This window comes from Edaphobacter sp. FHG110511_03, from assembly GCF_059115365.1.
Genome location: NZ_JBZYWL010000012.1, coordinates 37333 through 59656, shown reverse-complemented (window position 1 = coordinate 59656; position 22324 = coordinate 37333). Strand labels below are relative to the sequence as shown.

Genomic DNA, 22324 nt, shown 5'->3' with positions numbered 1-22324 from the left:
TTGGTTGAGATGACGTCCTGCCTTCGTATACTGGAGGCTAGAACGGCAGGATAGCGACATGAAGACAGAAACTATCGACTTACGGACAGACAAAGCAGTTGAAGCCTGCATACGTATCAATCGGCCTGTTTCAGCGTTGGCCTATGACTATGCTGCCAACGATCGTGTCCCCGTTCATGAGCACACTAAAGACCAGCTTATTTACGCAATTGAAGGCACGATGACCCTCGCTACTCGGGAGGGCAAATGGGTATTGCTTCCAACTCGTGCGCTCTGGGTGCCTGCGAAGACAAGACACTCGATTCGGATGAAGGGCCCAGTCCGCATGCGCACGATCTTTTTTGATCACACGGTTACGCCGCCATCGGCCACCTGCGCTGTCATCAGCGTGTCCCCATTGCTGCGAGAACTCATTATCAGCATGCTGCAAGAGCCGCCCGCGTATTCAACCAACAGTCGAGGGGGGCAGATTGCAGCACTCATCTGCAGCGAGTTGCATCTGTGGCAGACACTTCCGCTGTCTCTTCCCTGGCCGAGGGAGCCGAGACTTCGCAAAGTCTGCGACGCCATGCAGAGAAAACCGATGTTGAGCGGGGACATGGAATATTGGGCGTCGCGGATGTCCATGAGCAGCCGAACACTCGCACGGCTTTTCCGGGCAGAGACGGGCATGAGCTTCGGTGAGTGGAAGTCGCAGCTTCTCCTTCTGGAGGCTCAGATTCGGTTAGCCCAAGGGCAGTCGAGTTCGCGGATTGCGAACGCATTAGGGTATGCAAGCCATGCCGCCTTTTCCGCAATGTTCCGCAAAGTGATGGGCATCTCACCATCAGAACACCTAGCAAATACCATCTCGCGGCCGCAGCGTACCGGCCAATACGAACAGCTTGGCCTACGAGACGCGGATTAGTCCTGATATGTCGGCTTAGCGGAAGTGACCTGCTACCGTACCGGAGACCAGCTGCCGAAAAACGGGGATTCGGCAAGTTCGCATTCTGGTCCGCATCCCTCGAACTTGCCGGAAATCGGACTTTTAGACAACTGACGAGAAGTGCGTTTATCGTTACTAATCCTCTCGAGGCGCAAGATCGTAGGTGGAGTGTATTGCCCTGGCCTCGTCATGCCACGTGGAGCAGCAAGATCACGGGCTAATCGCTGCTAGGTTCGTCCCCACAAGTAGACTTGTAAGGCTCTAGACCGTCGTCGGATCTTACGGCTTTGTAATCTTATTCTCGAGGTGACGCTGCGCGTCGTACTGTTGCCGCTGACCTTGTTGCGACGCAAGATCCGGAACTTTCATCTGACGGCGAAGGGAATCTGGAATGAGAGTACTGTTATACGGGTCCTGTGTCGTAACTTTGCCATCAGGCGTTAGAAACTGAGTTCCATAAATCTGGGGCTGTTTTATGGATTGGAGGTAGCGATCCAGCGTAGCGGCTGCGATCCACGTCGCATCGCTGTATCCCCTCCGAATCGCTACTACTGCAAGGGTATGTGCCAAAAGAAAGTCGTCCGGACCCGAGCCATGCTGGAAGATGAAAGCCGCCCACGTGAAATCTTCACCAGAGTGAAGGTTTCCCTCGTTGAGCAGTTTCATCGTTTCGGCGCGGCGAATCGCGTCAGACTTGCTGACCGAAGCCCAATCGATGTTCGGGTATGACTGCCGGACTCGCTGGTCCTCAGCGAAGATTTTTCTCATTTCTGGATTCGAAGGTGCGTCGTCGTCCGGAGAATACCGTTCTCCAACGCGCCAATCATCGGAAACCGAGACAATTCCTGAAACTCGTTTGAGCTTCAAAGGTGCTAATGGAACGTCTTCCAGTTGGAGCTCCGCATCAGTGTCGTCTTTGACGGTCAGCAGATATTTGGTTGTGTCGCTAGCGTCTTTGGGGTTCTGAACAGTAAAAGATAGGGTATTTGCTCTCCATTGGGAGGCTAGGATCGCCTCAACTTCGGTAGGCCCTTCAATGTTTGAAAAGGACACAGCATCCTCAGTTTGGAAGTGTGTTGGACGGGCCAGTGTGCCCCTAACGACTCCTGATTGTCCATTGGGCGGATTGAGGGAGAGCACCAGAAATGTACGTTTACCGAGTTGCAGCGTCCACTGACCTGTAGTGCTCTGGAGAGTCTGGGCGACGTTCGCAAGGGGGCTTACTGCCAAAGCGATTGATGCAAGCAATAGCGAAGCTCGGTAGGTACGTATCATGCTCACGAAAATACAGGAGGGGTGCGGGACAGGCTAGACCGAACGCGAAAGTCTGAACGGCCCAGCGCTAAGGCGTCGAGACCTGCCAGAACATAGGCACATGTAAACGCACATCTCGTTAGTAGTAGTTTCAGATTAGTGCCAACTCGCAAATGCACTCATCTAGCGCGTTGAGATGAATAACGAAAAGTCGGCTTATCGTCAGCAACCCGGACTTGCGGCTGGCGTGAAACGGAGTTTTCACCAAGTTCGAGTTAGGTGAACTTGCTCAAAACGGACTTTCGAGGAATCAGCCCCCGCCTTCGATTACAGGTGCCATACAGGAGCTACAAAGCTTTGCTTTTGGTGTTCTCAGAGGCTTACCGCATTTTTTGCAGGGACTGCCGTATAGGGAGAGCCGGTGGTGATAAATAGCGTTCGGATTGGTCTCTTTGTATCCGGTGACCCGCTCGTACTCAGCCATCACTGGAACGAGTGAATCTCTGAGGCTTACTCCCTTCGCTCTGGACGAAGTGACCCGTAGGTACTCTTGCTCATCGAGCATCGGCATATCTGCCCTACACCTCCAGCACCAGAGCATTCTCATGAGCCTAGTGTAAGGGCTCCGTCAAGCTCCTCGGAAACGGGGTTTTCGGAAAGTTCGCAATCTGGGTCAGCACCGCCCTTGAACTTGCCGATAGCCCGACTTTGCGGGAGGAAGTAGCGTCACCGCCGAATCTTACCCGTCAACTAGAATCGCAGAACGGCATCTGTCAAGAAAGGCGAACGATGCGAACTGCACGACTTGCGTCTATCATTCTGGTGGCACTGATAGCGGGCTTATACGTGCTGGTCTGCGGAGTTCTATTTGTGTACCAACGGTCGCTGATCTATTTCCCTCAGCCGAGATCCGCTCGCGATGCGACCACCCTAATGTCGTTTCCAGTGGGGTCTGAAACCTTACACGTCTCTGTGCGTCCCCACCCCGGTCCGAAGGCTCTTATCTATTTCGGGGGCAATGCGGAAGATGTGTCACTAGACATTCCGGATCTAGGAAGAGCTTTTCCGGAGAGTGCCATCTACGCACTTCACTATCCGGGTTACGGAGGAAGCTCCGGTAGCCCCTCACAGAGAGCCATTTTTACAGATGCTCTAAGGCTCTTTGAGAGCATTCATGCTGAGCATTCAGACGTGACAGTGGTCGGGCGAAGCCTTGGATCAGGGGTTGCCGTTTGGTTGGCCAGCCAAAAACCTGTGACTCGTCTCGTCCTGATCACACCATTCGACACCCTCGCAGACGCTGCCGAAAACCAGTTCCCATTCCTACCTGTTCGTTGGCTACTGCGCGATAAGTTCGAGTCTCGTAGATACGCTCCACTAGTGACAGCACCAACTCGGATCATCGTTGCAGAGCATGATGAGATCGTCCCACGTTCGAGTTCCGATGCTTTATCCAAACGGTTTAGGGAGGGCATCGTCTCCTTCGCGGTCCTACCCGGCGTTGGCCACAATACTGTTCAAACAAACTCACAGTACTGGACTCTTCTGGGCAGCCGGTGACATTGACGCGATGTCATTCCCCAAAAACGTGGTTTTGACCAACTACGGCACAGTTTCCCAAAAGCCGACTTTCGGGCAAGCCCGTGTGTACCCCTTGGCGAAACTAACGGAGAGCGCTACTGGCTACTTACAATGATCCTCCTTCGATTGAGTGCTTCCGAACTTCCCGCCGTGATTGACGGTTTCGAGCACCTTGTCTTGCTCCGAAGTTGAAACTACGCAAGTAGCGCTTCTCATGGAATCACTGACAATCGCCGGGTTGATCTTGTCATGGGTCATGGCCCCGAAGTTAGGTCCACCGTGAAATTGCGTCCCAAACACCTGAGGCTGCCAAATCGATAGAAGGTACCGATCCAGAGTGGCTGCGGAAAGCCACCGGGCCTCTTTGCTGCCTAGTGAAACCGCAACCATCGCGAGCGCATGAGCCATCAAGTACTCATCGGGATTTTGGCCATGCTGAAAAATCATTGCCGCATGAAAGTAGTCATTCCCGGTGCGAACTCCGCCAGCGGAGAGCATCTGACGTAGATCGTTCCTCCGCTGTTCATCGTCTTTCGTTAGTTTCGCCCATTCGATGTGATCGCCGTCTCTAGCCTTCTGATCACGGTGAACATTTCGGTCAATGTTGCATTGTCAGAGACAGACGTGGGCGAGTTGTTGGTCGAGCTGGCTTGAGCCTGGAGGCAGGATGGGACTAGGGATAGGAGCAGTACAAGGGTAAGGCGCATAGCGGCACAAGTATACCGGGATGACAGTGACGGCGTGCGCTAAAAAGGCTCGTTTCCCTAGAACGGGGGCTTTCGGCAACTACAAGGAACTGCTGGATGAACGCATTCTCGTCTAAAGTGGTGATAGACCGCCAACTCACTCGTTTACGGCGCGCATTTCACTTGGACGAATAGTCGGCTTCTCGGACTTGAAAACGGGGCGGACTTAAAGTGCACGGCCCTCCGCTCGGCGGAGGACCGTGTTCAATCTGTAACAAAATTACTTCACAGGGGCGATAGCATCTTTAGCTGCCTTGGCAACGCGAAACTTCACCGTCGTTTTTGCTTTGATCTTGATCGACTCCCCTGTCTGAGGATTGCGGCCGATTCGAGCCTCACGCTGAGCTTTGACCGGATAATGAGGCCCCGGCAGACGAAAGGGCCGGATACAGATAGGCCGAACCTAAACCACCGCGTCACATCTTGACTCTACATGTTTGGTGTGGTCACCCCAATATGAGAGTCATACAGTCGGAATGTCATTCGCGATCTCTTATACATGCTTCATCCAGAGCTCTTGCTCGGAATATTTAGTGATGCTAGGTGTTCTATAAAGACAAGCGCTATTTTCAAGCACGATGTCCATTTAGCTAGACAAGGCTCTTAACATGATTGTTGCTGTATTGATGAAAATCAGAAAAGAACTAACTGGTAACACTTTCAGAATCGAAGATGCGACAAGACAAGCAGAGTGCATTTGACAGTCTTTTCAGTTTTGAGTCTGCAGGAGGTTTTGCGCCTGCGATCGAGAACCTCTATCGTGCTGGCCTTCCCCTAGTGACGAATATCTCTGAATACTGGCAAGAATGGCGCGGTGGTGTACCTTCCCATCTGAATCCGTCGAGTGGAGAGAGTCATTCGGACAGGAAGTAATGACAAAGGGAGTCACCTTTAATAGTGCGAAAGCGAAATGTACCGACGAATCCGGATACGAAGGAAAATCAGCAGCCCATGCGAAGCCGCCTGGAGAATTACTTTCATTTTGCAGAACTGTCCGCCACGTGGCGGACAGAGATGTTGGCCGGGCTGACGACGTTCATCACGATGGCTTACATCATCTTCGTTAACCCGGCGATTCTTTCGCAGACCGGGATGCCATTAGCGGCGGTGACGACTTCGACTTGCTTATGCGCGGCGTTCGGGTCGATCATGATGGGTGCGCTGGCGAACTATCCGCTGGCGCTGGCCCCGGGCATGGGGCTGAACGCCTACTTCACGTATACGGTCGTGAAGGGCATGGGCGTGCAGTGGCAGACGGCGCTGGGCGCGGTGTTTCTTTCGGGCGTGATCTTTCTGATGCTGACGTTTGGAGGCATCCGGCAGAAGCTCGTGGGGGCGATTCCGTATCAACTGCATGCGTCGGTTGCGGGCGGCATCGGGTTGTTTATCGCGTTCATCGGGCTGCGGAACTCGGGGATCATTGTGCCGAGCGCGGGGACTACGGTGACGTTAGGAAATATGCATTCGCCGGCGGTGTTGTTGGCAATGTTTGGGATACTTCTGATTGCGGTGCTGCAGGCGTATCGCGTAAAGGCGTCTATGCTGATTGGCGTGCTGGCGACGCTGGCACTGGGGATTGCGTGTCACCAGGTGAAGTGGCAGCCTTCGACGTTCAATCCGATGGCGATCCGACAGACGGCGTTTCATCTTGATATTCGCGGCACGCTGAAGATGAATGCGCTGGAGATTATTTTCGTGTTCCTGTTCGTCGATCTGTTCGACAATATTGGGACGCTCGTGGCGGTGACGGAACGGGCGGGGTTAATCAGGGAAGACCATACGATTCCGCGGCTGGACAAGATTTTCTTTGCGGATGCGACCTCGACGGTGGTGGGATCGCTGGCGGGGACGAGCACGGTAACCAGCTATATTGAGAGCTCGGCCGGCGTGGCGGCGTGGCGGCGGGCGGGCGCACGGGTGTGACGGCGATTATGACCGGGTTGCTGTTTTTGACGGCAATCTTTGTGGCGCCGGTGGTTGGCGCGATTCCGGACTTTGCCACGGCGCCGGCATTGATTCTAGTGGGTGCGCTGATGTTCGCGGGCGCGGCCAGAATTGACTGGGAGGAACCGCGGGTGGCGATCCCGTCGTTCTTGACGCTCATTACGATTCCTCTGACGTACTCGATCGCTACGGGTCTGTCGTTTGGAATCATCAGCTTCGCGGCGCTGGAATTGGCGACCGGCCGCGGACGGCGGCAGCATTGGATGATTTATCTGCTGGCGTTGCTGTTCCTATCGCGATTTGCGTATCTTCATGCAGAATAAGCTGGAGAGGAGAACAGAATGTGTGGAAATCGCAACGAACAAAGGGACTGAGAGCGTCCTAATCTTCGTCGCAAGTTGAATAAGGGGTCCCGTCAGAAGACGGACGATAGATCACGCTAAGGGTGGCTTGGTGTTCGCAGCGACCTGAATCTGCCAGGTGCCGGCCTCTTGCCTTTCCATTGGTAGTCTCCGGTGAGGTTGATGTGCTCCCAGCCGAGTGGTGAGAGGTACTTGAGCAGCGCGTGATCGACGGTTTAGCCTCGGAGCTCTGAGGCTTGATATGCCCTGTATCTATATAGACAGTGTTCCAAAGTGCGATTGCGGCCGTGCCGAGCGTGAGACCGCTTGCCCTGTAGCGTTGCTGCTCGAAGCTGCGGTCTCGGATTTCACCCAAGCGGCAGAGAAAGACTGCTCATGCGAGCGCGTTCCGAGCGTCGCCTTTATTGAGGCCCGCGTGAACGCGGCGGCGAAAGTCGACGCTCTGCAGCCAGGAGAGAATGAATAAAGTTCGTTCGATGCGCCAGTTCAGGCAACGCGACAACGAGGCCGTTCTGGCGAGGATAGCTGCCAAGCTTGCGAAGCATGAGCGAAGCCGTAACGGTGCCCTGCTTGATCGAAGTGGCCAGACGAAGGATCTCGTTCCAATGCGTGCGAATTGCCTTGAAATTGATGGTCCTGCCTGTCATGGGTGCCAGTGTTTGGTACTTGATTTTGCTGTTCGACAGTGTAACGCTGTCCAGCGATCCCTCTTTGACTGAACCAGAATATCAATGACCACTCCGTTTTGGTCCACGGCTCGCCACAAATAATGTTGAACGCCATTCATCTGGATGAAGACTTCGTCCAAGTGCCACTTGGATCTGTTGCGCTCGGCAACCCGATCGGCTTTTACCTCACAGAAGGCCACGCCTGCGAACTGGACGAGGCCGATGTGCTGCTGCCTCAACTCGAAGCCAGAACTGTGATCGCCGACAACGGCTTCGGTGCCGACAAGCGGATCCTGGAGCCCTTACAGCAAGCCGGAAAAAGGCCGTCATTCCGCCCAAGGCAAATCGAAAAGTGCAGCGTGAGTACGATAAGGAACTCTAAAGCGCGCCACCTGATTGAAAACTTCTTCGCCACACTCATGCTCCGCAATCTCGCAGACACTCTTAAGTGAAGTTCCTGACAGGCTCTAGAGTTCAAGCTCTGCTATAGGGATTGGCCCAGGATCATGTACGAACTGGGAATTGCGGTTGCGCCATGCATCATTCTTCACTGGGTCGTGCGCTATTCGATTGAACTGACTTACCGTCCAAATCCCACACGACCTGCGCATCTTTTGCAACAGAGCCGTATGCCTTGAAAAGGCGGTTCGGCTTCTTTCCGAGGCGCAGAAGAGCTAGGCAAGTCGCCCAATTGTTGGAGGGAAGCTCAAGAAAGACGCGAGGGAATAAACAAGGACTTGCGGTGTTTTATTAGTGGCTCCTAAAGAGAATGGAGGTTACGCGTCATGGCTCTTAATATCTGTACCGTTGGGGACCCTGTCTTACGACAGACCGCGCGCACGCTGTCCGCTGAAGAAATCTTGAGTCCAACGATCCAGAATCGCATTAAGAATATGAGGGAGACGATATGGCGTGCTCATGGAGTGGGTTTGGCAAGTTCCGCAGGTTGCGGAATCCCTGCAACTGGCAGTCCTCGAAGACAGGCAGGCGTTTCATAAGAAGCTGACTGAAGCCGAGGTGAAAGAGTGGCAGAGTACCGTCTACGACTATCGCGTCCTTATTAACCCTCGGATCGAGCTCCTCTCGTCCTCCTCCGAAGTCTCAGAATACGAAGGCTGCCTCAGTAGCAAGCGTCGATTTATCTGAGCCGACAGTTCAATATCGCCATCATTCCGGAATAGCTCTCCATCTCAGGCCTACCTGCCTCTCCTCAACATAGCGCCATTAAGTTCACGGTGCCTACATCTGAATACTAAGGTGGATCGCAGATAGTTCCTATGCTTGAGCGACTACAAAACTCTATTGATCATGCAAACCGGATTCCTCCCAGGGACGTAATCTCCAATATTCTGTCACTTCTCAGTCCCTCCTCCTGCGCGTCTGCGAGACTTCTTACAGGGGGTGACTGGTGGGTTGATTTCCCTCCTACTGATGGGCCGACATTTTTAGCGGCAGAACGTGGGTCATGCTGGCTGTTAGTCGAAGGAGTTCGTGAACCGATTCGCGCCAAAACAGGTGACTGCTACTTAATAAAAGGTAGACATGCGTATCGCGTCGCCAGTGACCTTTCACTAGAGGCAATCAACGCACGAGTAGTGTGGGAGCGGTCGCCTGAGAGAAGCATATTTCATGGTACCGTTCATGACACGGTAATCATCGGCGGACACTTCAACTTTGATTCGCTGCAGTCTTCGATTTTGCTGGACGCACTGCCAGTGGTAATCGTGATTCCCTCAAAGTCCAATTGTGCCGCTGTCATTCCGTGGTTGTTGGACCGATTGATCAAAGAACTGATAGTTCACAACCACGGTAGTGTTCTGATCATCGATCATATCGCCCACATGCTTTTGGTAGAGATATTGCGGGCTCATTTAGCGTCTGCTGAAGATTTCCCCGTGGGCTGGTTGTGCGGACTGGCTGATCCCAAGATCGCGATTGTTCTCAATCTTATGCACCGGGATCCGGGTTATAGATGGACATTGAAAGACTTTACGCAAGCAGTGGGCATGTCACGGTCGGCGTTTTTATCGCTTTTCAAAAAGAGAGTCGGAACGGGGCCTCTCAACTACCTGTTATGGTGGCGGATGCGGCTAGCTGCCAAGCGCCTGCTTGCAGGGAAAGAATCTGTCTCCACGATTGCTTTGTCGTTGGGCTATCAATCGGAAAGCGCCTTCGGTAATGCATTTAAGCGAGTGACAGGGCAGTCTCCTAGAAGTTTTGCGGCGGCAGATTTTGATGGAAACTTTCGAGACGGACTTCCCGTTGCCTAATATCTCTGGTCTGAGTCGGACCACATCCCGCTGAACATCTCTTTGACCTTTCGGCGTCCCGTTACGATTCTCTTATCTTGGATAATTTGGCCCTAAAACGGCATCGTCAACTTAAGGCAGAGTCTGTAGTTTGTGGAATTATTTGTCGTGGATTTTGAGGCGATATTTGTCGTAGGCTGTGACCGTGCAGACGTTGGCAGCGCTGTCCGAGATCGAACGCAAGCTCGCTCTCGAGCGATTGCGGCTCTTTGAGCCGCAATCGCAGAACGGACGGGAGCTCCGTTCCGTATCTGAGGGCTCGGGTGTTTCTTTCCGCACACTGCAGCGATGGGTTGCGAATTACAAGCGCGGGGGATTGGCTGGGCTCGTCCGAAAGGAGCGCACCGATGTCGGTGAACGACGTACCACTTCTCATCGATTGCCTGTGGCATATCCTCCCAAGATAGCCCCGGTTTCGTCGTGAATGCTCTTGGTTATATACCGCCTGGCCACACTCCTGTCCGCCGCCTGAGACTGTCCCGGTTCCATTGAACCCATTGCCGCTGATTGTGATGCCGCCGTTTGTCCCATTCTTTACGGAGTCTGCTTGCTGCTTCAGGAAAGCTGACCATTGGTCATCATCAAAGTGCGTACAGGTGGACGGTCCTGTAGCGCAAAGCCACACTTCATGGCCATCAGGATCGATATCACGAAGAGGATTATTACCCGCGTAGGACTATAGGATCAGGGTTTGCGGGTCATTCAACTCCGCGTGAGGTATAGCCGCTGGATTTTCGCTCCAATCGGGCGATATGAATCGTCCCATCGTACTCGTCATACTTCCCTCTAGCCTGTAGTTTTCAGAATTATTTGGCGTAGAGTTTCAGAGCTATTTGGCGCAAGACACTGGCTTCAAAGGGTTGAACTTCGTGTCAAAGCAACTCTTACTAGTCCGAGGCTTAAAAGGCATAAAGACCTTCAACTCATTTCACATGAGTCGGTTGACGCGGAGCCTGGCGAAGAAGTTGGCTCCATGTACGCCACTTAATCCCGAAATACTACGCCAAATAATTCCGAAACTCGGCGCCATTTAAAGTCGAAAGCTACACTCACACTGTGCAGCGATGTTCTTCGCAACATCTCCATGCCGCATCAACCACACTTGCAGTCCTGCTACATCAGCCTTGCTCAGGTCCGCTTCCTTTACCCCAGCATCTTTAACCTGCTTGACAATGCTGGTCTGCGCTTTCGCTAGGACCTTGCCCAGACTTAGACGTGCACCCAACTAAACAGATCAACGCCGCCATCGCTACGTATATATGCTTCATCTCTGCCCTCCGTTTCTGTTTGCCACCGTTCGATCCTCTGGAAATAAAGGAACGCGCTTCATTGGAACCGGCTTCACTACAAAATTCAAGATCGTTTGCTCATGTGCTTCAGGATGCTGTTCACGCCATAGAACGCGAAGCAGCTCCGGTCTTTCCTTCCGAAGCACCTGCGTTCGGGTCACCATAGCATGATGACCCAGGCAGAGCGTAATCATCAGATCGGGGTTATGGTTTCCCAGTGCGCGATGGTGTACGGCCAATGACCGCTTGCCGCGCTTGAGGCTCGGACAACCAGGGATTCGACATAGATGACCATCTCGAGCAAGAACAGTCTCACGATAGCCTCCGAAGTATTCTTCGTCTTGCCTCTTCAGGGTGTAGCAAGTCGCGCAGAGTCCCAAGGCGAGAATCTTCTCGCACCCACAGGGACAACAGATTGCACGTTGAATAGGCTTCTTCTTCATCGTTCACATGACCCAAGGACGTCGGGATTCAACTGCCTCAACCTCAACCATCCAACCGTGGACCTGGAACAATGCTCCGTCATCGCAGCGCACAGTGAAAGTTGAATCAAGATCGCACGTCCCAGTGATCGGGTCGAAGTCTTCACCGCCGATAACTTCTCCCTCAACGTCGAACCCACCCCCAGTGCAAATTACTCGCATCACTTCCCTCCCCTCAGCCTGATTGATGTTCTTTTCGACTTCTTCGCTTTCGCAGTAACTTTTAGCTTCACCGGTCCCGGCCTAACGATGCGGTCAATGGTGGACTTCGACACATTAAACATCGCTCCGAGTTCGTGTTTCGAATACTGATTACCGTCCCACAGTGAGCGAATCTTATTCATCTGGTCCTTCGCCAGCTTTGGCTTCCGTCCACCCAGCCGCCCGCGGGCTTTAGCGGCGGACAACCCGGCCATAGTCCGCTCTCGGATCAGTTCCCTCTCAAACTCGGCCAGCGATGCGAAGACGTGAAAGATCAAACGTCCTGCGGCATGGCTCGTATCGAACTTTTCTTTCAGAGAGACGAAAGCGACCTTGCGCCGCTGAAGAGTATTCACAATCTCTAAAAAATGGGCTAACGATCTCCCTAGACGGTCAAGACGCCACACCACTAGCGTGTCTCCCTCATCCAGCCGGTCAAGGCACCGAGTCAGCTCAGGCCGATCGACATTCCGCCCACTGATCTTCTCCTCGTAGATCCTTTTGCAACCGGCTTTCTTCAGCTCCGTGAGCTGGGCCGCGTTTGTCTGGTCGTCCGTCGAAACGCGAGCGTATCCAATAATCATGCAAAAAAGATATCACAAACAGTGTCATAATCTCTTTGTTTTTGACGTTAGTTGTGATATGATTTGAGAGAATTCTGAACTCGCATCAAAAGCCGGCTCGCAAACGTTCCATAAACCGTCGTTTCTGAAGCCTATCGTTGGTCGATAAGTGAGTTGGCGATTTATCACAAGCCGACATCACACAACTGTTAGTTTGACTAAGGAGAGCGCGCTTGCATCCCCAGACAACATGCAGCTAGATCGCAGGCCCTCCAACAAACGTGCCGCGACCCTTCTCGCGAATGATGTAACCTTCCACGCGAAGTTCGTAAAGAGCCTGTCTCACTGTCAGGCGGCTGACTTTAAATGCGGCCCCAAGCTGCGTCTCCGACGGAATCAGATCGCCGGTGGAAAGGTCACCGTGTTCAATGCGATCCAATACGAGATCCTTGATCTGCCGATACAGGGGAACGAAGCTCTGGCGATCGAGCCTGCAATCCGTAATCGCTAATCTCATCGGCTGATTTTCACTGTGCACCAAGATCTCCTTTTTTCAGAGTATGCCTTTCGCGTTAGCTTTTCGACGCGGTTCTGCTAGTCCCCACGCAAGGCGATGATGGGGTTAATCTTCGCTGCGCGCATTGCGGGAAGAGCGGATGCAGAGAGCGCAAACGACAACATGGCGACGGCAGAGAGCGTCAGCACCAAGGGATCGAAGGGGCTGACTCCAAAGAGAAATGTACGCAGCAGGTGGGATACAGCGGTTGAGGTCAGCAGGCCTAGGAAACATCCAAGGGCACCGAGTTTCACGGCCGAGGTAAGAACGAGGTGGAGGATCCCCTTGCGCTGGCAGCCGAGCGCCATACGTATCGCCAGCTCCTGTTCGCGCAAGGCGACCGAGAATGCTATGACGCTGTAAATCCCCAGCACGGCCAGCAACAAGGCAATCATCGCGAAGGAGGAGATCAGCACGGTGTTGAACAGGCGTGGAGCTTCGCTCTCTGAGATCACACTCTCCATCGTCTGCATGTCGACCAGGGGAAGTTGAGGATCGATCTTTCGGACGGCGGCCAGAAGCGGGTTCTCCAGCTGCTCCGGAGGAGTCCCCGTGTGCAGGACGATACAGCCGTAGGTACCGGTCAGTTCGCCGGCCGGCGCAAACGCTCCTTCCGAGATGGCTTGCTGAGTTGCAGGCTGATAGAACTGTTCTGCTGTCTCTCCATCGGCCGATCCCAGTTTGACGTCATCCACGACGCCCACGACGGTCAGCCAGGGAGTCGGTGTCTCCGGCATCCCGCGACGCAGTCTTTTTCCCAGAGGGTTCTCGCCCGGCCAGTAGTGCTCGGCCAGCTTCCGATTCACGATCGCGACGAGTTGGGAGTCTGCCTTGTCCGACTCCGTAAACACCCGTCCTCGCAGCAAGCGGATGCCGAGCGCCTGGAAGGGATCGCCCTGCATCAGCGATACCGTCGCCATATTCAGCTCCGCGTCTTTGCGAGGGATAACGCCCTCCACGGAGATTGCGATTCCTCCGTTATTCCCCGAGCCGGGACGTGAGGAAGTTATGCCTGCGGCTCTGACTCCGGGCAGTTGCCGCAGACTGCGCAGCAGGTCGTTCGTCACGTTGTCGACCCCGGACTGTGTCGCATACCGCTCCTTGGGAAGAACATAGTATGCGGTGAGTGTGTGATCCACCCGAAAGCCTGGATCGACCTGACGCATCTTTTCGAAGCTGCGCAGGAGAAGCCCGGAGGCCGTCAACAAGACCAGGGCCACTGCGATCTCCGCGATGACGAGCGCGGAACGCAGTCTTCCGTGTCCACTCCCCGCGGTGCCGGTTCTTCCACCCTCCTTCAGGGTGTCGTTGACGCTGGTCCGTATGGCAGCGAATGCAGGCGCCAGGCCGCAGACCAGACCCGTCAAGATCGCCAGTGCGAGAGCAAAGCCCACCACGGGCCAATCCAGCGAGATTTCACGGATCCTCGGCAAGGTCTCCGGCAGGAGGCTGATGCCGATCCGAATGCAGGCGGCAGCGAAGGCCAATCCGATGAGGCCTCCCGCAATGCTCAGCACCAGGCTTTCCACCAGCGCCTGCCGCAACAGCATCCCGGTACTCGCCCCCAGGGCAAGGCGGACGGCGATCTCTCTTCTTCTCCGGATCGAGCGCACCAGAAGAAGACCGGCCAGATTTGCACATGCGATCAGCAAAACCGTCGCGACCGCGATCAGCAACGTGCGCACCAGGGGACGGGCCTGCGTCACGGTGTCTTCATGCAGGAGTGTCACCTGCGATTGAATTCGCAGGCTCCGCATAAATCCCGGGTAGTTCCTCATCGTCTCTTCGGCGACAAGCTGGGCATCTCTCTGGGCCTGTGCCGGTGTAACGCCAGGTTTGAGACGGCCCACCATGCGAAAGTTCCACGATGCCGCGTAGCCCGCCGTGAACTCTTCCGGGCGCAGGCTCAGCGGAATCCAAAGTTCACTGCTGTTTAAATGCCCCGGCACCAGGGGAAATTCAAAATCGCGAGGCATGATGCCAATCACAAGATAGGGTTGGCGATCCAGAAGGATCTTCGTTCCAAGAATCTTCTCATCTCCATGAAAGCGGTTGCGCCACATGGCATAACTCAAGACGACGACCGGCTGATGCTGCTCGTCTTCCTGCTGGGTGAACCAGCGGCCCATCAGCGGGGCCGTAGCCAGTGTCGAAAAGATCTCTCCACTCATTCTCGTCGCAAAGATGTGCACGGGATCGCCGTCGCCGGACAACTCGCGACCGATTCGCTGATAGCCACCGAGGTGGAGAAAGCTGTGCGTGTCCCGCATGTAGTTGCGGACGTCCGGCGGGGTGACGGTAGGCCGGGTCCAATGCGATCCGACGAGGTCATCGCCAAGGATGACGAGGCGATCGGGATCGGCGAACGGAAGCGGACGCAGCAGAACTCCCTCGACGATCGAAAAGACGGCTGTCGTCGCGCCAATTCCGAATGCCAGCATCAGAATCGCCGTGAGCGTGAAGCCCGGGGACTTCCGCAGCTGGCGTAGGGTGTACCGAATGTCCATCACAATGGAGGTCAGCCCTTGGAAGGCTCGTTCGTCGCGGTGCAGTTGCTTCACCTTTTCCACTCCTCCATAGGCGCGGCGGGCAGCGCGGCGGGCCTCCTTCAGAGTCATCCCCTGCCCCATAAAGTCGTCTTCCAGCAACTGGAGATGAGCCGCGATCTCCCGGTCCAGCTCGGCCTCTGCCCTGGAGTTGGTGAAAAGGCTAAGGAACCTGAGAAAAATTCGCCTTAGATCCTTCATTTTCAGAACTCCTCGACGAGAAGCTTTTCGACTAGGCCCGCCATCCTTCTCCATCGCTGAGTCTCTTCTCCAAGCGCCTTCTGGCCGGTGCGGGTGATGGCGTAATACTTGGCTTCCCGGTTGTTCTCCGTCTTCCCCCAGGTTCCTTTGATCCACCCGTACTGCTCGAGACGCACCAGCGCCGGATAGAGCGTGCCCTGGTTGAGGTTGAGAAGGCTGCCTGAGACCTGCTCCAGGCGGCTTGCAATCTGATACGCATGCTGTGATCCCATGCTAGCAAGCGTGCGAAGGACAATGAGATCCAAGGTTCCCTGAAGAAGTTGAATCGACTCGTTTTCTCTACTTGGCATTCAAGTATTACCTCTGGATGAGAGTCGGCCTTCCAGCACTTGTTTGTCAAGTGAAATGTTGATGCCGTAGCCGCGAACCATAACTTTCCAGCTGCGTCACTTGGCGGTATGGCTATAGAGACAACCCTTTATTTGATTCGCTGGTTTGGCTTCAGGTTAGTTTGGCGATACTAGGCAACTCACTGATAGAGTTTGTTTCGATAAGCGCATTGGGGATTTGGCGGGAACCGTCGACGAAGCAACTTGGCCGTTTGTACTACCCTTGACATTCGACAGGACGGCGCGTAAAGCTATTGTCGAGTATCGAGAGAAGAAGATGCCGCAATCAACCGATCTTTTGCAAGGAACACTGGATCTACTGATCCTTCAGACGCTCGCGCTTGAGCCAATGCACGGATGGGGCGTCGCGCAGCGTATCCAACAGCTATCGAGAGACGTCTTGCAGATCGGGCAGGGTTCGCTTTATCCAGCGCTCTATCGCCTTGAGTACAAGGGATGGATACGATCGGAATGGCAGATCACGGAGAACCATCGACGGGCGAAGTATTACCGCCTGACCCAGACAGGCAAGAAGCAACTCGCAACAGAGTTGGCTACCTGGGATCGCTTGTCCTCGGCAATGGCGTCTGTCCTTGGGCGAGCTACTGAGGCGTCCTCATGATCTCTGAACTCCTGACGCGGCTTCGCTTCCTGATTTTTCGCAAAAGGCGCAGCGAACTCGATGAAGAGATCGGATTTCATCTCGAACACGCAATCACAACCAGAATTGCGGCTGGAATGGACCCGGCCGAAGCGCGCCGTCAGGCGCTGATTGAATTTGGCGGGATCGAGCCCACGCGGGAACAGTGCAATCGGCAGCGTCCCGGGTGGTGGATCGGAACCGTAATGCAGGACGTTCATTACGCGTTTCGTGGCTTTGGCCGCAATCCGCTGTTTACCATCAGTGTCCTGATCACTCTCGCACTTGGCATTGGAGCGACGACTGCGGTCTTTAGCGTTGTAGACCGCATCTTGTTCCGCCCTTTGCCGTATCCGAACCCAAGCCGAATCGTTTCGGTGGGATTCGTGCACTCGCTGGAACAGCAAGAGTTCGTGATGGGTCGCTTCTACGTGGAATGGCAGAAGAATCAAACACCCTTTTCGACCATCGCGGCGCAGAGCACGATGGTGCACAATTGCGACCTGGTTGAAAACGATCCGGAGCAACTGGGCTGCATCTCATTCCAGGCGAGCTTTCTTCCATTGTTCGGAATCTCCCCGGTGCTTGGCCGCAACTTTTTGCCGGAGGAAGATCGTCCCAACGGACCTCCCGTGGTGATGATTTCTTACGGGCTGTGGAAGGGGCATTACAGCGGCGACCCGCACATCCTGGACCGTATGATCAATGTGGATGGCAATCCGGTCCGAGTTGTGGGTGTCCTGCCCAAGGATTTTCAGTTTCCTACTCTGGAAGCAGCAGATATCGTCTCTCCTTTTGCTCTCGATCCCGCAGTTCAGCAGAAGGTAAATGGGGGTTTCGGGTACCCAGAACGCGTATTTGCGCGGCTCAAGCCCGGGGTCAGCGTGGCGCAGGCATACTCCCAGATGCGGCCTTTGTTCGACGACGACCTCAAATGGTTTCCTCCTTCGGCGAAAAGTGAAACTCATCTCAGCATCCGGACGCTGCGCGATCGCGAGACGCAGGAGGCGCGACCTGTTGCCTGGGTTCTCTTTGGGTTTGTCCTTGCGGTTTTGCTGATTGCGTGCGCGAACGTAGCCGGTTTGATGATGGCACGTGGAGTGGGGAGGCAGCGCGAGCTTGCGGTTCGTGCGGCGATCGGCGCTAGCAGGGGCAGGCTCATTCGCCAAGCGCTGACGGAAGCACTGCTACTTTCATTCGCGGGCGGACTCGCCGGACTTGGGATGGCGCAAGCACTGGTCATGGTATTTGTTCGGCTCGCTCCGACCGGAATTCCATTTATCAGCAAGACCCACCTAGATCTGCGTATCGCGGTGTTTGCGGCTCTGGTCTCATGCCTTTGCGGAGTGGCCTTCGGTCTCGCCGCCGCGCTCGAAAAGCCGGGGTTGGCCGCGCTCACCTCTAAGGCATCCTTGTCACGCAGTCATGCTTTTCTACGGCGCAGCCTGGTCACTGCGCAGATCGCCGTCAGCGTCATTTTGTTGTCGGGTGCGGTCCTGTTGCTGCGTAGTTTTACAAGAATTGAAGAGCAGAATCTCGGAATTGACACGGGCGGGGTATTCACTGTGAAGGTGGCACTTCCCTGGTGGCGCTATAACACCAATCAGAAGGTCATGGACTACTACCTTCGTCTTGAATCATCGCTGCGGCGGCTACCCGGCACACGTGCGGTGGCAATGGCTGATTCGATTCCGCCGGGAGGGTCGCTGGGCTTTCGGTACTCCGATCTCCACGTACAGGGAAAGCCACCGATCCCTCCAGGGACCGGTGGAACTGCTGTGGGCCGATCCGTCACGCCCGATTATTTTCGCGTACTCAACATTCCAATTATGCGCGGACGGAATTTTATGGAACAGGAGCGTACCGGCACCGAGCGCGAAGTGATTCTTAGCCGGTTATTGGCCGAGCGCCTGTTCCCCGGTGAGGATTCCATTGGAAAACGACTCCTTCCGGGCGCGCATATCAGCAGCGGCGCAGCAGCCATGGTCGTTGGCGTGGCAGACAACGTCAAAAACAATGGACTCACAGCACAAAGCGATCCGGAAATGTACACGCTCCGCCGCAGCGTATCCGACGACTGGGGCGGAGACAGATTGATTGTCGTCATCGATTCTGTGATGCCGGCTTCAACGATTGGACCATGGGTCAGGTCGGAGGTTGCTTCGATTGATCGCACCATTCCGGTTGTAATGGAGCCTCTGAATCAAACCATTGGCCGGATGGCGGACCGCCCGCGTTTTGAAACGACACTCCTCGGAGTCTTTGCGCTGACGGGTTTGGTGCTAGCAGTTGTCGGCCTTTATGGCCTCATTGCGTTTATGACGACGCAGCGGACACAGGAAATCGGCGTGCGTATGGCTCTCGGAGCCACGCGAGCCGATATCCTGCGCTTGATCGCAAATGACGGATTGCGCATGTTGCTGGTGGGCTTGGCGGTAGGGCTCGGTACTGCGCTGGCGGTATCGCGCACGCTTAAGACGTTGTTGTTCCAGATCAGCGTCTATGACCCGGTGACGTACATCGTTGTTCCGCTGCTTCTGTCCCTCGTAGCTATCGTTGCAATCCTTATCCCCGCTCGCGCTGGAACGCGCGTGGAGCCAGCAGTGACCTTGCGCGCCGAATAGTGGTTTGATTGTGTACCAAGTAGATCAGTGACTAACGTCGAATGGTGCTAACAAGTTGATGCACTCATCGAGCCTCGACCAATGGATCTTATTTATGACATGGCATATGAGACGATCTAGAGAAATTCGTAAACCGTCGTTTGTGACATCTAGGAGTCCTCACGATCGACAACTCCGGCAACATGGCCTTCGCAGACGGCATTCAGGCTATTCCCGCTTTTGACTTTGATTGATCTTGGGTCAGGCACGAATGTAACGTGGTCGAATGTGGCCATCTTCTTAAGCAAGGCAAGCTTTATCATGTAGTTATAGAGTTTGTTTCCATCTGAGCGGATGTGAGCAGCCACGTTTTGCTTTTTCACGACGATCGCATGAGCTGCGATGTCGTGGTGGTCGCCCAAGAGCTCAAGAGCGATTTCCGCGAATTCAGTGCGTTGGTTGGCGCTCAATTGAACCCACTTTCTCTCTTTACCTGGCGGCCAGTGGTACTTCTCATACATCCGCCTTATTGCTCGATCCACGAAATGGTCTTTTCCGGGCGGAACACACAAAGCGGTGATTGTGAGGTACCGACTCGATCCTCCAGCGAGGTAGGGGGCGTCGAACTTCCACCCTAAATCGCCGCTTTCATCCAAGTAGATCGACACTTCTTCGACAGACATGACTCTCGCAAAGGAAAAGCCCCCCAATGCTGGAGGGCTTCTAAGATATTTCGGGTGGCCCCTGAGGCCGACGCGTTTACACCGCGCTTACGATACCCTTTTTGGGGGCTTCGCGGATTACTCAGGACTTACCCACCCACTCCATTAGAGTAAGCGGTCGCGGAAAGAGATGCAAGCATCTCCTCACCGAGGACGTACGATTCGAGGTTCAAGGGCTCCCAAGTTATATCGACAGAGTTCCAATTAGAATGAGTTTCTTATACCGCGCTACATGCCGAATCCGTGGAGCCTCATGCGTTTTATGAACAGAAATCGATGGGGCAGGCAGTCGAAAATCAACGGCGGGTGTCTTTGTGACGTCGTGGCTGAGGCGCTGCTCCAGTGCCCCGGCGTCGTTAGTGTAGGGGGGTGTCGTTTATCTAATCGTTCGTCGTATTTTGATCACGCAATTGTCGTTACTTTGTGGGGCCCAGAAATCAGCAAACGCCTTCAGACCGCGAGTCTGCTAAGCCGGTCCCTTTCGCAAAGAAGTAAACACCTTAAAGAGGCTGAATGTCGGCTGCCTGCCATCCCTTGGGCCCTTTAATCACATTGAACTGCACAGCCTGCCCCTCTTGGAGGCTCTTGAAGCCGCTCGTGGTGATTGCGGAGTAATGTGCGAAAACGTCTTCGCCGTTTTGACGGCTGATGAAGCCAAACCCCTTGGCATCGTTAAACCACTTCACTGTTCCTTGTTCCATCGTGTTTTCCTCGGTTCTCATCTGTTGCCATGCTCAGTCAAATTGGGGTTCGGGTCGCATCATTGCTAAAAACCAAACTTGTTCCCGTGCAAGGTGTTTGCATATTAGCACCCCGCTCGTCAAATTGTGGCGTCCCCAAAATTCGCGAGAAGTCGCGGTCTCCAGTAAAGTCTCAGGTTGTCGTTCACCGCGATCTCAATGTCTTGCTCCGACTCCAGATAACGTTCGGTGGTCTGGATCGAGGAGTGGCCGAGAAGGAACTTGATCTGCTCGAGATCGCCGCCATTCTTGCAGGAGAGCTACGCGCAGAGAATCACAGGCTCTTCATCCTGGAGTTCTGCGGAGATGATTAGTGTGCTCAGTCGTCCAATCATCTCTTCCGCCGTATAGCCGAAGATACATTCAGCGCCCTTATTCCAACTGTCACAACTCCGTTCAAATCTTGGCTGAGAATCGAATCCTCGGAAGACTTGACGATGGCTGCCAACCGAAGGGGAAGCCTCATCGGCGCGTTTCTTCTCTGTAATGTCAGTGGTGAAACATCGGGTGTGCGCAAACTTTCCGTCGTGTATGGAAACATTTGAATCAATCCGAACACGGCTTCTACCCATCCCTTAGTTCATCTATGGGCACTCGAGTAGTTTCAGCAAGTTGTCCGGCTGGACGCCGTCCGCTGTCGTCTTCAGGTATTTGCGCCCGTTGTGGGTTGCGATGATGACATCAGCTCTCTTGCCACCACCCATCGTCCAGAACTCCCACTTTCCTAGCTCTATGCCATCTATCGCTCGGTCCAGAGTCATCTTCCATCTGGTACCGTCGTCGTTCGTCCCTCCCACGTGACTAATCCGTTCGTGCGGGTCGTAGCGCGGAGTCTTGTTTATGCAAGTTATCGGCACACTCATCGCCATTAGCTTTCCTCGCTCCTGATGAAAAACCGGAGCGGCGCAATGGTAGCCAACGGAATCGGGTGAGAGCACTACCACTTATGGAGTGGGGATGGGCCAAATCTTGGAACAATCACTAATAAAGCCATCTGTCCCATGTAAATTTATACTGACAGTAATTCCGGCAATTAAACGCTCTAACAACGTCAACTATTATCCTATTGCAAACAAACGGGTTACTCCCATTACTACAATTAGGAGTTTATTGATCTCGCCTTTGGCCCCGGTCTCGGACGAGGCGACGTACTCTACAAAAGGAGCACTCCCAGGGAAAGAAACCAAGACGGCTGAAGACTTTCTTTTCCCAAAAACCTCGTCGCTCCAACCGACGCATTTCAGCAGAACACTTACAATTTCGCACGACCCCGAAAATAGCTCGTGCCAAACGACTTAGTCAAGCACGGGTAGTACACGACACAGCTTATTTAGTAGCCTGTGCAGGCTCCTCGCAACACCCTCGGCCGACGTCGCTCGGATGACGGGTTGTATCTCCAATGATTAAGACGGCGATAGAAGGACTGGCGCTTGAGAGACCGCCTCTCCCGGTCAGGTCAATTTGCCGGCAGGTGCGGGCCTTCGCAGAAGCAACTGGCGAGCCAATACCCGCATATGGAACTGTCTATGATCTCGTGCGGAAGTTCCAAGCGGCCTGCTCACTCTTGCACATCAAAGCACAAAGGCTTACAGCGAAGGCT

The 22324-nt window shown here is 54.3% G+C and carries 22 protein-coding genes and 4 pseudogenes; 12 read left to right on the top strand and 14 right to left on the bottom strand.

The genetic code is table 11. From position 1 onward, the window contains the following. Positions 1–58: 58 nt before the first annotated feature. On the top strand, positions 59–907 hold the full coding sequence (locus AC5S26_RS27815) for an AraC family transcriptional regulator (RefSeq protein ID WP_494188211.1): 849 nt from the start codon (positions 59–61) through the stop codon (positions 905–907). A gap of 300 nt (positions 908–1207) precedes the next feature. Here AC5S26_RS27815 and AC5S26_RS27810 read toward each other — a convergent pair whose 3' ends face one another. Further along, complete coding sequence (locus tag AC5S26_RS27810) at positions 1208–2158, bottom strand: hypothetical protein (RefSeq protein WP_494188210.1); 951 nt, start codon at positions 2156–2158, stop codon at positions 1208–1210. Positions 2159–2971: 813 nt separating this feature from the next. On the opposite strand from AC5S26_RS27810, the gene AC5S26_RS27805 reads away from it, so the two are divergent. Then, the gene (locus AC5S26_RS27805) at positions 2972–3742 is read left to right on the top strand and encodes an alpha/beta hydrolase (RefSeq protein ID WP_494188209.1); all 771 of its coding nucleotides are present in this window, start codon (positions 2972–2974) and stop codon (positions 3740–3742) included. 123 nt (positions 3743–3865) lie between these two features. On the opposite strand, the gene AC5S26_RS27800 is transcribed toward AC5S26_RS27805, so the two are convergent. Both AC5S26_RS27800 and AC5S26_RS27795 read right to left on the bottom strand, forming a co-directional pair. Next, on the bottom strand, positions 3866–4261 hold the full coding sequence (locus AC5S26_RS27800) for a hypothetical protein (RefSeq protein WP_494188208.1): 396 nt from the start codon (positions 4259–4261) through the stop codon (positions 3866–3868). Between the two features lie 468 nt (positions 4262–4729). Beyond that, a pseudogene (locus AC5S26_RS27795) lies at positions 4730–4870 on the bottom strand (HU family DNA-binding protein); the annotation flags it as partial. A 287-nt stretch (positions 4871–5157) separates the two neighbouring features. On the opposite strand from AC5S26_RS27795, the gene AC5S26_RS27790 reads away from it, so the two are divergent. From AC5S26_RS27790 to AC5S26_RS27780, 3 genes are all read left to right on the top strand, one after another. After that, entirely contained in the window at positions 5158–5382 is a 225-nt protein-coding gene (locus tag AC5S26_RS27790; RefSeq protein ID WP_494188217.1) for a hypothetical protein, read from the top strand. A 78-nt stretch (positions 5383–5460) separates the two neighbouring features. Beyond that, a complete protein-coding gene (locus AC5S26_RS27785; RefSeq protein ID WP_494188207.1) occupies positions 5461–6432 on the top strand; it encodes an NCS2 family permease in 972 nt (323 codons plus the stop codon). After that, positions 6429–6776: a hypothetical protein gene (locus tag AC5S26_RS27780; protein WP_494188206.1), complete on the top strand. Its 348-nt coding sequence runs from the start codon at positions 6429–6431 to the stop codon at positions 6774–6776. The genes AC5S26_RS27785 and AC5S26_RS27780 overlap by 4 nt, the downstream gene beginning before the upstream one ends. Positions 6777–6892: 116 nt before the next feature. On the opposite strand, the pseudogene AC5S26_RS27775 reads toward AC5S26_RS27780, so the two are convergent. Beyond that, a pseudogene (locus AC5S26_RS27775) lies at positions 6893–7480 on the bottom strand (Tn3 family transposase); the annotation flags it as partial. Between the two features lie 38 nt (positions 7481–7518). Next, positions 7519–7632, bottom strand: a pseudogene (locus tag AC5S26_RS27770) (DDE-type integrase/transposase/recombinase); the annotation flags it as partial. Between AC5S26_RS27770 and AC5S26_RS27765 the strand changes: the two are divergent. The 5 genes from AC5S26_RS27765 to AC5S26_RS27745 all read left to right on the top strand — a co-directional run bounded on the left by AC5S26_RS27765 (position 7585) and on the right by AC5S26_RS27745 (position 10216). Beyond that, positions 7585–7935, top strand: a complete 351-nt coding sequence (locus tag AC5S26_RS27765) for a hypothetical protein (RefSeq protein WP_494188219.1) — start codon at positions 7585–7587, stop codon at positions 7933–7935. The pseudogene AC5S26_RS27770 and the gene AC5S26_RS27765 overlap by 48 nt on opposite strands. Before the next feature lie 333 nt (positions 7936–8268). After that, the gene (locus AC5S26_RS27760; RefSeq protein WP_494188205.1) at positions 8269–8481 is read left to right on the top strand and encodes a peptide deformylase; all 213 of its coding nucleotides are present in this window, start codon (positions 8269–8271) and stop codon (positions 8479–8481) included. After that, complete coding sequence (locus AC5S26_RS27755) at positions 8402–8629, top strand: peptide deformylase (protein WP_494188204.1); 228 nt, start codon at positions 8402–8404, stop codon at positions 8627–8629. The genes AC5S26_RS27760 and AC5S26_RS27755 overlap by 80 nt, the downstream gene beginning before the upstream one ends. Positions 8630–8760: 131 nt before the next feature. Continuing rightward, on the top strand, positions 8761–9753 hold the full coding sequence (locus AC5S26_RS27750; protein ID WP_494188203.1) for an AraC family transcriptional regulator: 993 nt from the start codon (positions 8761–8763) through the stop codon (positions 9751–9753). Between the two features lie 178 nt (positions 9754–9931). Then, on the top strand, positions 9932–10216 hold the full coding sequence (locus AC5S26_RS27745; RefSeq protein WP_494188202.1) for a helix-turn-helix domain-containing protein: 285 nt from the start codon (positions 9932–9934) through the stop codon (positions 10214–10216). Between the two features lie 1058 nt (positions 10217–11274). Here the strand turns inward: AC5S26_RS27745 and AC5S26_RS27740 are convergent. The 5 genes from AC5S26_RS27740 to AC5S26_RS27720 all read right to left on the bottom strand — a co-directional run bounded on the left by AC5S26_RS27740 (position 11275) and on the right by AC5S26_RS27720 (position 15980). Beyond that, on the bottom strand, positions 11275–11397 hold the full coding sequence (locus AC5S26_RS27740) for a hypothetical protein (RefSeq protein WP_494188201.1): 123 nt from the start codon (positions 11395–11397) through the stop codon (positions 11275–11277). 327 nt (positions 11398–11724) lie between these two features. Then, positions 11725–12348 (bottom strand): recombinase family protein, encoded by a 624-nt coding sequence (locus tag AC5S26_RS27735; RefSeq protein ID WP_494188200.1) that lies wholly within the window; start codon positions 12346–12348, stop codon positions 11725–11727. A 235-nt stretch (positions 12349–12583) separates the two neighbouring features. Next, on the bottom strand, positions 12584–12865 hold the full coding sequence (locus AC5S26_RS27730; RefSeq protein WP_494188199.1) for a GntR family transcriptional regulator: 282 nt from the start codon (positions 12863–12865) through the stop codon (positions 12584–12586). A 56-nt stretch (positions 12866–12921) separates the two neighbouring features. Continuing rightward, positions 12922–15630, bottom strand: a complete 2709-nt coding sequence (locus AC5S26_RS27725) for an ABC transporter permease (RefSeq protein ID WP_494188198.1) — start codon at positions 15628–15630, stop codon at positions 12922–12924. A gap of 2 nt (positions 15631–15632) precedes the next feature. Further along, positions 15633–15980: a PadR family transcriptional regulator gene (locus tag AC5S26_RS27720; protein ID WP_494188197.1), complete on the bottom strand. Its 348-nt coding sequence runs from the start codon at positions 15978–15980 to the stop codon at positions 15633–15635. 316 nt (positions 15981–16296) lie between these two features. On the opposite strand from AC5S26_RS27720, the gene AC5S26_RS27715 reads away from it, so the two are divergent. Further along, positions 16297–16641: a PadR family transcriptional regulator gene (locus AC5S26_RS27715; protein WP_494188196.1), complete on the top strand. Its 345-nt coding sequence runs from the start codon at positions 16297–16299 to the stop codon at positions 16639–16641. Further along, a complete protein-coding gene (locus AC5S26_RS27710) occupies positions 16638–19283 on the top strand; it encodes an ABC transporter permease (protein WP_494188195.1) in 2646 nt (881 codons plus the stop codon). Before AC5S26_RS27715 ends, AC5S26_RS27710 begins: the two co-directional genes overlap by 4 nt. 149 nt (positions 19284–19432) lie before the next feature. On the opposite strand, the gene AC5S26_RS27705 is transcribed toward AC5S26_RS27710, so the two are convergent. The 4 genes and pseudogenes from AC5S26_RS27705 to AC5S26_RS27690 form a co-directional block, all read right to left on the bottom strand. After that, positions 19433–19945 carry a DUF3800 domain-containing protein gene (locus tag AC5S26_RS27705; RefSeq protein ID WP_494188194.1) on the bottom strand — a complete coding sequence of 171 codons (513 nt, stop codon included), beginning with the start codon at positions 19943–19945 and terminating at the stop codon, positions 19433–19435. Positions 19946–20484: 539 nt separating this feature from the next. Next, a complete protein-coding gene (locus AC5S26_RS27700) occupies positions 20485–20685 on the bottom strand; it encodes a cold-shock protein (RefSeq protein WP_494188193.1) in 201 nt (66 codons plus the stop codon). 368 nt (positions 20686–21053) lie between these two features. Further along, positions 21054–21296: pseudogene (locus AC5S26_RS27695) on the bottom strand (hypothetical protein); the annotation flags it as partial. Between the two features lie 12 nt (positions 21297–21308). Then, complete coding sequence (locus tag AC5S26_RS27690) at positions 21309–21581, bottom strand: DUF3892 domain-containing protein (RefSeq protein WP_494188192.1); 273 nt, start codon at positions 21579–21581, stop codon at positions 21309–21311. Positions 21582–22324 lie beyond the last annotated feature (743 nt).